Origin of the sequence: Enterobacter sp. SGAir0187 (assembly GCF_002952735.2) — a bacterium.
Lineage (GTDB): Bacteria > Pseudomonadota > Gammaproteobacteria > Enterobacterales > Enterobacteriaceae > Enterobacter > Enterobacter quasiroggenkampii.
On record NZ_CP025034.2, the window covers coordinates 2,681,537 to 2,694,167 of the forward strand.

The window sequence follows — 12,631 nt, forward strand, 5'->3', positions numbered from 1 at the left end:
CCCGGCCTACTCTTACCCGTAGACCCGGCAGGCAACGTGCTGCCGGGCGATGTTTTTACTGACGAGCGGCGAGAACGTCTTTCTCATACGCCCGCACGTTGTTCAGCCACTGGCTGCCCGCCGGGGCATCGTTACGCTGACAGTACATCTCCCACACTGCCTGCCACGGCAGGGATTTCTGCTCTTCCAGCAGCGCCAGACGTGCGGTGTAGTCACCGTTAGCCTCCAGCTGTTTCAGCGTGGCGACAGGCTCCAGCAATGCGCGCAGCAGGGCTTTCTTCATATTGCGGGTGCCGATAACCCACGCCGCGATGCGGTTAATGGAGGCATCGAAGAAGTCGAGGCCGATGTGTACGCGGTCAAAGAGGTCGTGGCGGATGATTTCGCTGGCAATCGCCTGGGTTTCGTCATCCAGCAGCACCACGTGGTCGCTGTCCCAGCGCACCGGACGGCTGACGTGCAGCAGCAGACGCGGCACGTAGAGCATGGCGGCGGAGATTTTGTCGGAGATCACCTCGGTCGGGTGGAAGTGGCCAGCATCCAGACACAGCGCGGTCTTGCGGCTGGTGGCGTAACCCATATAGAACTCGTTCGAGCCCACGGTATAGCTCTCGGCACCTATACCGAACAGCTTGCTCTCGACGGCGTCGATGTGGTGCGCCGGGTCCAGCTTCTCGCTGAGAGCCTCATCCAGCGCGGCCAGCAGGCGCTGGCGCGGAGCCAGACGATCGACGGTGATATCCTTCATGCCGTCCGGGATCCAGATGTTCATCACCGACGGTGTGCCGAGCTGCTCGCCGAAGTACGCCGAAACGCGGCGGCTGGCCTTCACGTGGTCGATCCAGAACTGGCGGATGTCGTCGTCCGCGTGGGCGAGAGTAAACCCGTCCGCGCTCAGCGGATGTGAGAAGCAGGACGGGTTAAAGTCCAGGCCCAGCCTGTTGGTTTTGGCCCACTCTACCCAGTTCTTAAAGTGTTCCGGTTTGATTTCGTTGCGCGCCACCGGCTCATCGGATTCGAGATAAATCGCATGCAGGTTCAGGCGCTTTGGCCCCGGGATCAGGCTCAGCGCCAGTTCAAGGTCGGCGCGCAGTTCGGTCGCGTTGCGCGCTTTGCCTGGATAGTTACCCGTGGCCTGAATACCCCCCGTCAGGGAACCGCCTGGGTTCTCGAAGCCAGCGACGTCATCGCCCTGCCAGCAGTGCATGGAGACGGGCAGACGGTCGAGCTGGCGCAGCGCCTCTTCGACATCCACGCCGACGGCGGCGAAACGCTGTTTAGCCAGATCCCAGGCTTGTTCTAATTGAGTTGTCATGCACAAAGCTCCTTAGTCAGTCGGTTTTGCTGAAACTGCGCGCGAAAGCGAGCAATTTCATGGCAGGGATTGGGTGTGAAGGTGGTCAGACTGGCGTTCGCCGTCACCACCGAACGGAAGTCGTCAACGTTGGAAAGTTCGTCCAGAGTCATCAGCTGAATGCCGATATTGCCGAGCGTGGAGGCCTCCACGGGACCTGCCACCACGGTGATGCCACAGGCATCGGCGCAGAGCTGGTTCAGCAGCTGGTTCTGGCAGCCGCCGCCCACGATATGCAGCTGGCTGAAGGGGTTTCCGCGAAGACTCGCCAGCTCGCTGAGGATGTCGGCATACAGCAGGGCGAGGCTGTCAAAAATGCAGCGCGCCAGTTCGGGAGGGCTGGACGGCACCGGCTGCCCGACCTCAATGCAGGCGGCCTGAATTTCGGCGCTCATGTGCGCCGGATTGATAAAGCGCTCATCGTTCGGATTGATCAGGAACGTGCAGGCCTTCAGCTTTTCGGTTTCGGCGATAAGCGCGGGCAGGTCGGTAATGTTCTGCTCTTTCAGCACCCGCTGGAGCAGCCATAGCCCCATGATGTTTTTCAGTACACGGTAGCGGCCTTCGGCACCGCCTTCGTTGGTAATGTTTGCGGCCATGGCAGCATCGCTGGCGTACGGGGTTTTGCTCTCAAAGCCCATCAGCGACCAGGTGCCGGACGAGAGGTAAGCCGCGTCTTTGCTCGCAAGTGGGGATGCGATCACCGCGCTGGCGGTATCGTGGCTGGCGACGGCAACGACAGGAATTGCGTTCCCCTGTGGGCAAATCCAGTGACCGATCACATTACCCGGGTGGGTTGGTGTACCGAACCAGGAAGGCGACGCTCCCGTCCAGGCCAGCAGATGTTCATCCCAGTTATCCGAGTTGATGTTGACCAACTGCGTGGTGGTGGCGTTGGTATATTCCCAGTTCATGTTGCCGGTCAGACGATAGCTCAGGTAATCCGGGATCAGCAGCGCATGGGCCACGTCCGCCACCAGCTCTGGCTGTTGCTCGACCAAAGCGCGCAGCTGATAAAGCGTGTTAAACGGCAGAAACTGAATGCCGCTGCGTCTGTAGATGTTGTCCTTGCCAAGCTGGGCGATAGCGTGCGCCATCAGGCCGTCGGTGCGGCTGTCGCGATAAGAAACCGGCAAGCCGACGCGTTCGCCATGGCTATCAAGCAGAACGTAGTCCACGCCCCAGGTATCAATGCCGATGCTGTCGATGCGAATGCCATCGTTGCAGACGTTGTTCAGTCCGATACGGATCTCCGCCTCCAGGGCATCGATATCCCAGGCCACAAAACCGTCCTGTTTTTGCAGGCAGTTGGCGAAACGGTGCATTTCGCGAAGCGCAAGCGTGTGCTGCTCACGGTCCCAGCTCGCGAGCATTACGCGCCCGCTGGATGCGCCTAAATCGACAGCCACACAATGGCGAAAAGTCATAGTCGGGTCCTTTCTTAAGTCATTAGCGGTGAGTGTAAAAAAGGGAAGAAAAAGTCACCTTCTCACCACTGACAGGCCAAATCTCGCGCTGGCAAGAAAGCAAAGGTGAATGTGAGGGAGTTCACAGTTTCCAGTGGTGGCGGGGTTTTCAGGCAGTGTGACGCTGACCGCATTTCCCGATCTTTCCCCCTGTTTCTTGAAAAATGGACAGCTTTTGCGAGGTTTATTGCCAAAAATTGAAGGTGAGTGCGGAAGGCCTTAATTACTATTTTGAGAATATTTTTCATTGGTGGAGGCCGTTATGACCGTATTGCACAGCGTGGATTTTTTTCCTTCAGGAGGGGCGCCTGTCGCGATTGAGCCACGGCTTCCTCAGGCCGCGTTCCCGGAGCATCACCATGATTTTCATGAAATTGTGATTGTTGAGCGCGGGACGGGTATTCATGTCTTCAATGGCCAGCCTTATACCATCAGCGGCGGTACGGTGTGCTTCGTGCGTGACCACGATCGGCACCTGTATGAGCATACCGACAACCTGTATCTGACGAATGTGCTCTACCGTTCCCCGGATGCGTTCCAGTTTCTTTCGCGGCTGAATCAGCTGTTGCCCCAGGAGCAAGACGGACACTATCCGTCGCACTGGCGCGTAAATCAGTCCACCCTGCAGCAGGTGCGTCAGCTGGTGGGCCAAATGGAGAAGAGCGAGGACGGGCGGGAGACGCATGCCATTGCCACGCGCGAACTGCTGTTTATGCAGCTTCTGGTGCTGCTGCGCCGCAGCAGCCTGGTGGAAGGGCTGGAAGATAACAACGCGCGCCTGAACCATCTGATGGCCTGGCTGGAAGATCATTTCGCTGAGGATGTCTGCTGGGAAACGCTTGCGGATGATTTTTCATTGTCGTTGCGCACCCTGCATCGCCAGCTTAAACAGCATACCGGTATGACGCCGCAGCGATATCTCAACCGTCTGCGCCTGATCAAAGCGCGTCATCTTTTACGTCATACCGACGAAAGCGTCACGGATATCGCCTATTGCTGCGGTTTTGGCGACAGCAATCACTTTTCAACGCTGTTTCGCCGGGAATTTAACTGGTCGCCGCGTGATATTCGTCAGGGGAAAGACGCGATGCTTCAGTAACGCGAGGGCAGTCACCGTTTTATTTCCGCAAAAAAGCTAATAGTGTCAGGTTATTCGGCGTAGAGGTCGTGGTGTGGCTGCTCAGTTAATCCTTCGCAAAGATGATTTTTATGCCTCCGCGAGCCAGGCCGTGACGGTGGCTGACCGCTACCCGCAAGACGTCTTTGCCGAACATACCCACGAGTTTTGCGAACTGGTGCTGGTATGGCGCGGTAACGGCCTGCACATCCTCAACGACCGTCCCTACCGCATCACGCGCGGAGATCTGTTCTACATTCGCGCGGAGGATAAACACTCCTACGCCTCGGTTAATGACCTGGTACTGCAGAACGTTATTTACTGTCCAGACAGGCTCAGGCTTAACGTAGACTGGGCCGCAAGCATTCCGGGTTTTCTTGATGCTAAGGGTTCTCCGCACTGGCGCTTAAGCAGTAATGGCATGGCTCAGGTACGGCAGGTTATTTCTCAACTGGAGCAGGAGAGCCAGAAGAACGACCCCGTTTCTAACCAGCTAGCGGAGTTGCTTTTCGCCCAGCTGGTGGTGACGTTAAAGCGCCATCGTTACGCCACTGATAACCCCTCCGCCACGACGCAGGAAGCGCTGCTGGATAAGCTCATCACCACGCTTGCGGGCAGCCTGAATAAAAACTTTATACTGGAGAGATTCTGCGAGCAGGAGCAGTGCAGCGAGCGCGCGTTGCGCCAGCAGTTCCGCACCCTGACCGGGATGACGGTCAACCATTATCTGCGCCAGCTGCGCATCTGCCATGCACAATATCTCCTGCAGCATACGGAGTGCATGGTCAGTGATGTGGCGATGTGCTGCGGCTTTGAAGACAGTAACTACTTTTCAGTGGTGTTTAATCGCGAGGTGGGGATGACGCCGGTACAGTGGCGTCATCGCAGTCGAAAGGGGTCGTGATCAGTTTGCCATGCCGAGCCCAACGATATTGGCAGCAATAATGATCACCACGCAGCCGAGGCTCAGTACGCCAACCGGACGATGTCCGGCGTTTTTCCACTCTTTCAGCGCCAGACCGACCAGCCCGCCACACAGTACGTAGAAACTCATGTGCAGCATCCAGCTTACGTAGTCGTATTGCACCGGAATGCTGGCATGGCCCCAGGCGTAGAAGAAAAACTGTAAATACCACATCAGGCCGCCGAGCGCAGAGAGTAACACGTTGGTAATGATGAGCGATGTTGCCAGCGAGAAGTCGGTTTTTACCGACAGGTTTTTTACTTTTACGAGACGAATGAAGCAGAAGCCCAGGTTAACCATCGCGCCGCCACCCATAATCACGACATAGCTTGGCAGCGCAACGTACAGCGGGTCGACGCCCAGCGCGGCGGCGGCGTCATGCATAGGCCTGGCAGCATTCATCCCGAACGACATACCGGCCGAGAAAATGCCGCACATCACCGCCAGCAGCAGACCTTTCTTCAGGTTAAAATCTTCGGCTTTAATGCCCATCTTGCGCTCTTTCAACTGCCCCGCGCGAGTCACTATTCCTACGCCAACGACCGCCACCAGCACGCCCAGGAGCGTCATCCGCCCACCCTGAGTATGAATAAGCACCTCGACGTTGCCGTTGAGAACTGGCGTCATCAGGGTTCCGACGATCAGCGTAATGCCAATCGCGATACCAATGCCCATCGACATGCCAAGATAGCGCATGGTGAGGCCATAGTTGATGTTACCGACGCCCCACATCGCGCCGAACAGGAACACCGGCAGCAGGGTGGAGGCGCTGAAGGAGGAGAAGTAGCCCCAGAAATCGGGCAGCAGCATGGCGCTAATGGTCCAGGGCAAAATCAGCCAGGACACGACCCCGCCAACGGACCACATGGTTTCCCATGACCAGCCTCTCACCTTTTTAAACGGAGCATAGAAACAGGCTGCACTGGCAGCGCCTATCAAATGCCAGAAGATACCCATCGTAATCGCATGATTCATTTTTACACCCTCATCGTTTTTATCGTCAGTGGCTTCTCTTCGACTTGAGGAGTGTAAAAATTAGGCAGTCCGGGAACCTTCAGAAGGTTGCCGCACAGGTGTTCTGGATGGCAATCAGCACGTTAACCGCGTGAGCAGACTCACATTTCCGCTATTAATCGAAAACTGAATAACCTTATAAAAACTACGGCATTGATAATCATTTTCAATATCATTTAATTAACTATAATGAACCAACTGCTTACGCGGCATTAACAGCTGTGCCGCCCGACAATAATGGAGAGGATTATGAGTTATACACTGCCATCCCTGCCGTATGCCTACGACGCACTGGAACCGCATTTCGACAAGCAGACGATGGAAATCCATCACACTAAACACCACCAGACCTACGTGAACAACGCGAACGCCGCGCTGGAAAGCCTGCCAGAGTTCGCTAACCTGCCTGTTGAAGAGCTGATCACCAAGCTGGACCAGCTGCCAGCGGACAAGAAAACCGTGCTGCGTAACAACGCGGGCGGCCACGCAAACCACAGCCTGTTCTGGAAAGGCCTGAAGACCGGTACTACCCTGCAGGGCGACCTGAAAGCGGCTATCGAGCGCGACTTCGGTTCTGTTGACAACTTCAAAGCGGAATTCGAAAAAGCCGCTGCAACCCGCTTCGGCTCCGGCTGGGCGTGGCTGGTTCTGAAAGGTGACAAACTGGCGGTGGTTTCTACTGCTAACCAGGACTCCCCGCTGATGGGTGAAGCGATCTCTGGCGCATCCGGCTTCCCAATCCTGGGTCTGGACGTGTGGGAACACGCTTACTACCTGAAATTCCAGAACCGTCGCCCGGACTACATCAAAGCGTTCTGGGACGTGGTGAACTGGGACGAAGCAGCAGCGCGTTTCGCCGCTAAAAAATAAGGTTGCATTGACGCCTGTGAGAAGCGAGTCTGATGGCTCGCTTTTTTTGTATCTGCGTAATGGAGGCAGCGATGCATTACCCGGTGAATGTATTTACAGGCAAGGTAAGGGAGTACGACGGCAGCCGCCCGAGCGCCATCGCCAAAATTCAGGTCGACGGTGAGCTGACGTTAACCGACCTTGGGCTTGTGGGCGACGAGCAGGCCGAAAAGAAGATCCACGGTGGGCCCGATCGCGCGCTGTGCCACTACCCGCGCGAGCACTATCAGCACTGGAAAACCGAGTTCCCCGAGCAGGCGGACCTCTTCGTCGCCCCCGCGTTTGGCGAGAATCTCTCCACCGAAGGGCTCACCGAAAAGAACGTGTTTATCGGTGATATCTACCGCTGGGGCGATGCCCTGATTCAGGTGACGCAGCCGCGCTCGCCGTGCTTCAAGCTCAACTTCCATTTCGGTATTCATGACATGTCGGCTCAGATGCAAAGCGCGGGTAAAACCGGCTGGCTGTACCGTGTGGTGCTGGCTGGGCAGGTGTCAGCGGATGCGCCGCTTGAGCTGGCATCACGCCTGAGTGAAGTGTCTGTTTACGACGCCTGCGCCATTGCCTGGCATATGCCGTTTGATGACGAGCAGTATCATCGCCTGCTGTCGGCGGCGGGGTTATCGACCAGCTGGACAAGAACGATGCAGAAACGGCGTTTAAGCAGCAAGATCGAGGATAATTCGCGGAGGTTGTGGGGTAAATAGTCCTCCGTAAAGAATAGGCCGGGTAAGGCGAAGCCGCCACCCGGCACTAACAGCTACGAACGCTTATACAACGGTAGCCACAGCGTTAACCGCAGCCCACCCAGCGGGCTGTCGTCGGCTTTCACCCAGCCGCGGTGCTGCTGCATGGCGGTTTCCACAATCGCCAGCCCCAGTCCCGTACCGCCCGATTCCCGATCGCGCGCCTCATCGGTACGATAGAACGGACGGAAAATCTGCTCGCGGTCTTCCGGGCTGACGCCAGGACCGTCGTCGTCGACAATGACGGTGATCCCGTCTTTATCCACCGAGAACGCCACCTCAATCTTCGTGTGCGAGTAGCGCAGGGCGTTACGCACGATATTCTCCAGCGCGCTTTCCAGCGCGTTGGGGTTACCGTACAGCGGCCATGGCCCCGGCGGGAAGTTGACGGTGAAGGATTTGCCCATCTGCTCCGCTTCGAACGCCGCGTTATCCAGCACTTCATGCCACAGATGATTGGCTTTCACCGTTTCGCTCACCAGCGCGTTTTTCTGCTGATTGCGCGACATGACCAGCAGATCGTTGATCATGCTGTCCAGACGATGCGCTTCGGTTTCGATACGCTCCAGCTCTTTGCTCTCCCCGCTGCGGCGGCGCAACAGCGCGGTGCCCAGCTGTAAGCGCGTAAGCGGGGTGCGCAGTTCGTGCGAGATATCCGACAGCAGACGCTGTTGTGCCGTCATCATGCGATCGAGCGCGCTCACCATCTGGTTAAAACTGGTCCCGGCGGCAAGGAACTCCTGCGGTCCGGCTTCCAGTTCAGGATGTTGTCGCAGGTTACCCTGAGCCACTTCGTCAGCCGCATTTTTCAGCTTACGGGCCGGTTTTGCCAGGCTCCACGCCAGCCATAACAGCAGCGGCGAGCTGACCAGCATAGTCACAATCAGTAACAGGAGAGGGCGGTCAAACAGCAGGTTGATAAAGTCGGACTGGGAGCTGCTCGCGGGGCGAATCAGGTAGAGCTGATAGTTGTCCTCGCCATCTCTGACGGAGAACGGCCCCACCATCTCTACGCGGCCATATTTTTTCTTCTGGGGGTGATCGGCGTTATCTGCCTGGCCAATGAAGTTGCGGATAATCTGCATTTCATTGCGATCGGCCCCAATCACGCGGCCTTCGCTGGTCACCAGCAGCAGGCGTTGTCCGGGCGGCGCCCACTTGTCGATAGCGCGAAACAGCCTGCGCCACCACATTAAATCGTTTGGCGGATCGTTTGCCAGCTCGGCTTCCACGTGCTGCTCGATCATCACGCCCTGACGTTGCTCGCTGTCGAGAAGCTCCGTCATCTGGCGTGAGTCGAGTTTTGGCAACATCAGTACGAGCATTAAAACCAGTGCCAGCGTCAGCCAGAAGATGGCGAAGATGCGGGCGGTTAAGCTTCCTATCATGAAGCGGAAACCATCAGATAACCGCGACCACGCAGGGTTTTAAACCATGGGTGACCGTCTTTACGCTCCGGCAGCTTACGGCGCAGGTTAGAGATGTGCATGTCGATGGCGCGGTCAAACGGGGTCAGACGTTTGCCCAGCACTTCCTGGCTTAAATGTTCACGCGATACCACCTGGCCAAGGTGCTGCGCCAGAAGATACAGCAGGGTGAACTCCGTGCCGGTCAGTTCCAGCGTCTGGCCATCAAAGCTCGCTTCCTGACGGCCCGGGTTCAGGCTCAGGGAGTCGACTTCAAGGGTAGGTGAGCTGTTGTCGGTATTCTGCTGCTGCTCGCTCCAGTGGGAACGACGCAGGATCGCGCGAATACGGGCGACCAGTTCGCGGTCGTTAAACGGCTTCGGTAAATAGTCATCCGCGCCCAGCTCAAGGCCGAGTACGCGGTCGAGTTCGCTGCCGCGTGCGGTCAGCATGATAACGGGAGTCTGGTGTGTCTGGCGAAGCTCTTTCAACGTATCAATACCGTTTTTCTTCGGCATCATCACGTCGAGCAAAAGTAAATCGATGCTGTCGTCAAGGAGACTCAGCGCCTGCTCGCCATCATGGGCAACCAGGACGTTGAAACCTTCCATGTCGAGCAACTCCTTTAAAAGGGATGTGAGCTCTCGGTCATCATCAACTAACAGGATTTTATTCATTGTTTAAATACCTCCGAGGCAGAAATTACGACATCAAGGCCGTCTAATCCATGACTTTACGTTGTTTTACACCCCCTGACGCATGTTTGCAGCCTGAATCGTAGACTGTCTCTCGTTGAATCGCGACACGAAAGATTTTGGGAGCAAGTGATGCGCAAAGTTACCGCTGCCGTCATGGCCTCAACGCTGGCGTTCAGTGCGTTTAGCCAGGCTGCTGTAGCTATCATCAGCGATAACGGTTCCTCACAAGAGGACACAACGCAGCACAGTAGCCAAAGCCATATGTTTGACGGCATAAGTTTAACCGAACATCAGCGTCAACAGATGCGAGATCTGATGCAGAGGGCGAGACACGACCAGCCCCCTGTTAATGTTAGCGAAATGGAGACAATGCATCGCCTTGTCACCGCAGAAAATTTTGACGAAAGCGCTGTGCGCGCTCAGGCCGAAAAAATGGCACAGGAACAGGTTGCTCGCCAGGTTGAAATGGCGAAGGTCCGCAACCAGATGTTCCACCTGCTAACGCCCGAGCAGCAAGCGGTTTTGAACACCAGACATCAGCAGCGAATGGACCAGCTGCGTGAGGTTGCACGGATGCAGCGAAGCTCAGAAACGACGTTTTTCAGTAGCAATAGCAGTACCCGTAGTAACCAGTAAACCCTGTTTTCCTTGCCATAGACACCATCCCTGTCTTCCCCCACATGATGTGGGGGTTTTTTTTGCCCCGCATTCTGATTTGTTAACCGTTTATTCATCCTTCGACTCCACATGCTTCCGTTATACTAGCGGCATGACATGACAGGAGCGTTTATGAATCAATCCTATGGAAGACTGGTAAACCGGGCCGCCATGGCCGCGACGATCATGGCGTCGTGTTTGCTGGTCATTAAGGTTTTTGCGTGGTGGTATACCGGATCGGTCAGTATTCTGGCGGCGCTGGTGGACTCGCTGGTCGATATTGCCGCCTCGCTGACCAACCTGCTGGTGGTGCGTTACTCGCTGCAGCCAGCGGATGAAGAGCACACGTTTGGGCACGGCAAAGCGGAGTCGCTGGCCGCGCTGGCGCAGAGCATGTTTATATCCGGTTCTGCGCTGTTCCTGTTTCTCACCGGCATTCAGCATCTCGTCTCGCCGACACCGATGAACGATCCCGGCGTCGGCGTCGTTGTGACGATTGTCGCGCTTATATGCACACTTGTTCTGGTAACGTTCCAGCGCTGGGTCGTTCGCAAAACGCAAAGTCAGGCCGTACGGGCGGATATGCTTCATTATCAATCTGATGTTATGATGAATGGGGCTATTCTTATTGCGCTCGGTCTGGCCTGGTATGGCTGGCATCGGGCCGATGCGTTGTTTGCGTTAGGGATTGGTATCTATATTTTATATAGCGCCCTGCGGATGGGGTATGAAGCGGTGCAATCACTGCTTGACCGCGCCCTCCCGGACTCAGAACGCAATGAAATTTTTTCTATCGTGACCGCCTGGCCCGGCGTCAGCGGTGCGCACGATCTTCGAACGCGGCAGTCAGGGCCGACCCGCTTTATTCAGATTCATATTGAAATGGAAGACAACCTGCCACTGGTTCAGGCTCACGTGATTGCTGAGCAGGTTGAGCAGGCGATTTTGCAGCGTTTTCCTGGTTCAGACGTCATCATTCACCAGGATCCCTGCTCGGTTGTACCCGGACATGTTGGGCTTTCGTAATTCGTTGTAAAAAAGTGAGCCAGGCCAGCATTTTGTGTATAAATTACCGCCATTTGGTCTGACCTGAATCAATTCAGCTGGAAGGGATTGATATACTATTTGCAGTATTCGTTGGTCGATAAGTTTCTTCCGGCAACAGATTTCAATTTTGCATTCCTAAGTTCAGAGGTAGTCATGATTAAGAAAATCGGTGTGTTGACAAGCGGCGGTGATGCGCCGGGCATGAACGCGGCAATTCGTGGGGTTGTTCGCGCGGCGCTGACGGAAGGTCTGGAAGTTTTTGGTATCTATGATGGTTACCTGGGTCTGTATGAAGACCGTATGGTTCAGCTCGACCGTTACAGCGTGTCTGACATGATCAACCGTGGCGGTACCTTCCTTGGGTCTGCACGCTTCCCGGAATTCCGTGATGAACACGTTCGTGAAGTGGCTATCGAGAACATGAAAAAACGTGGCCTGGACGCACTGGTGGTTATCGGTGGTGACGGCTCGTACATGGGTGCAAAACGTCTGACAGAAATGGGCTTCCCGTGCATCGGTCTGCCAGGCACTATCGACAACGATATCAAAGGCACCGACTACACCATCGGTTACTTCACCGCGCTGGGAACCGTTGTGGAAGCAATTGACCGCCTGCGTGACACCTCTTCTTCTCACCAGCGTATCTCTATCGTTGAAGTGATGGGACGTTACTGCGGTGACCTGACCCTGGCTGCGGCGATTGCGGGTGGCTGTGAGTTTGTCGTGGTTCCGGAAGTGGAATTCAGCCGTGAAGATCTGGTGGCTGAAATCAAAGCGGGCATCGCGAAAGGCAAGAAACATGCGATCGTGGCTATCACCGAGCACATCTGTGACGTAGACGAGCTGGCCAAGTACATCGAAACCGAAACCAAACGTGAAACCCGTGCCACCGTACTGGGGCACATCCAGCGTGGCGGTTCCCCTGGCCCGTACGACCGTATTCTGGCGTCCCGTATGGGCGCGTACGCAATCGAACTGCTGCTGCAGGGCCACGGCGGCCGCTGCGTCGGTATTCAGAACGAAAAACTGGTTCACCATGACATCATCGACGCGATTGAAAACATGAAGCGTCCGTTCAAAGGTGACTGGCTGGACTGCGCGAAAAAACTGTACTGATTGGCTCTGTTGCCCGGTGGCGCTGCGCTTACCGGGCCTACAAAAGCACGACTCGTAGGCCGGGTAAGGCGTAGCCGCCACCCGGCTTTTTTATGCGTGCACGCTTTTTTATTCCACTACGTTATAGCCAATCTTTT

Annotated in this window: 12 protein-coding genes; 7 read left to right on the top strand and 5 right to left on the bottom strand. The window is 56.0% G+C overall.

What is annotated here, in order from left to right; genetic code table 11:
* Positions 1-55: 55 nt before the first annotated feature.
* Both rhaA and rhaB read right to left on the bottom strand, forming a co-directional pair.
* Complete coding sequence (gene rhaA / locus CWR52_RS12885; RefSeq protein ID WP_104949848.1) at positions 56-1,315, bottom strand: L-rhamnose isomerase; 1,260 nt, start codon at positions 1,313-1,315, stop codon at positions 56-58.
* Positions 1,312-2,781: a rhamnulokinase gene (gene rhaB, locus CWR52_RS12890; protein ID WP_104949849.1), complete on the bottom strand. Its 1,470-nt coding sequence runs from the start codon at positions 2,779-2,781 to the stop codon at positions 1,312-1,314. The genes rhaA and rhaB overlap by 4 nt, the downstream gene beginning before the upstream one ends.
* A gap of 301 nt (positions 2,782-3,082) precedes the next feature.
* On the opposite strand from rhaB, the gene rhaS reads away from it, so the two are divergent.
* Positions 3,083-3,919: an HTH-type transcriptional activator RhaS gene (rhaS, locus tag CWR52_RS12895; protein WP_104949850.1), complete on the top strand. Its 837-nt coding sequence runs from the start codon at positions 3,083-3,085 to the stop codon at positions 3,917-3,919.
* 73 nt (positions 3,920-3,992) lie between these two features.
* Entirely contained in the window at positions 3,993-4,841 is an 849-nt protein-coding gene (gene rhaR / locus CWR52_RS12900; RefSeq protein WP_104949851.1) for an HTH-type transcriptional activator RhaR, read from the top strand.
* Here rhaR and rhaT read toward each other — a convergent pair whose 3' ends face one another.
* Positions 4,842-5,876, bottom strand: coding sequence for an L-rhamnose/proton symporter RhaT (rhaT, locus tag CWR52_RS12905; protein ID WP_104949852.1), 1,035 nt, complete (start codon positions 5,874-5,876; stop codon positions 4,842-4,844).
* A gap of 288 nt (positions 5,877-6,164) precedes the next feature.
* Between rhaT and sodA the strand changes: the two genes are divergently transcribed.
* A complete protein-coding gene (sodA, locus tag CWR52_RS12910; protein ID WP_003861999.1) occupies positions 6,165-6,785 on the top strand; it encodes a superoxide dismutase [Mn] in 621 nt (206 codons plus the stop codon).
* A 71-nt stretch (positions 6,786-6,856) separates the two neighbouring features.
* A complete protein-coding gene (yiiM, locus tag CWR52_RS12915; RefSeq protein ID WP_104949853.1) occupies positions 6,857-7,531 on the top strand; it encodes a 6-hydroxyaminopurine reductase in 675 nt (224 codons plus the stop codon).
* Positions 7,532-7,584: 53 nt separating this feature from the next.
* On the opposite strand, the gene cpxA is transcribed toward yiiM, so the two are convergent.
* Positions 7,585-8,958 carry an envelope stress sensor histidine kinase CpxA gene (gene cpxA, locus CWR52_RS12920; RefSeq protein ID WP_045329509.1) on the bottom strand — a complete coding sequence of 458 codons (1,374 nt, stop codon included), beginning with the start codon at positions 8,956-8,958 and terminating at the stop codon, positions 7,585-7,587.
* Complete coding sequence (gene cpxR, locus CWR52_RS12925) at positions 8,955-9,653, bottom strand: envelope stress response regulator transcription factor CpxR (RefSeq protein ID WP_006179159.1); 699 nt, start codon at positions 9,651-9,653, stop codon at positions 8,955-8,957. Before cpxR ends, cpxA begins: the two co-directional genes overlap by 4 nt.
* 150 nt (positions 9,654-9,803) lie before the next feature.
* Between cpxR and cpxP the strand changes: the two genes are divergently transcribed.
* The 3 genes from cpxP (at position 9,804) to pfkA (ending at position 12,494) form a co-directional block, all read left to right on the top strand.
* A complete protein-coding gene (cpxP, locus tag CWR52_RS12930) occupies positions 9,804-10,310 on the top strand; it encodes a cell-envelope stress modulator CpxP (protein WP_045909112.1) in 507 nt (168 codons plus the stop codon).
* A gap of 153 nt (positions 10,311-10,463) precedes the next feature.
* On the top strand, positions 10,464-11,357 hold the full coding sequence (fieF, locus tag CWR52_RS12935) for a CDF family cation-efflux transporter FieF (RefSeq protein WP_045909114.1): 894 nt from the start codon (positions 10,464-10,466) through the stop codon (positions 11,355-11,357).
* A 174-nt stretch (positions 11,358-11,531) separates the two neighbouring features.
* Complete coding sequence (pfkA, locus tag CWR52_RS12940; RefSeq protein ID WP_008501816.1) at positions 11,532-12,494, top strand: 6-phosphofructokinase; 963 nt, start codon at positions 11,532-11,534, stop codon at positions 12,492-12,494.
* The last annotated feature ends 137 nt before the right edge of the window (positions 12,495-12,631 follow it).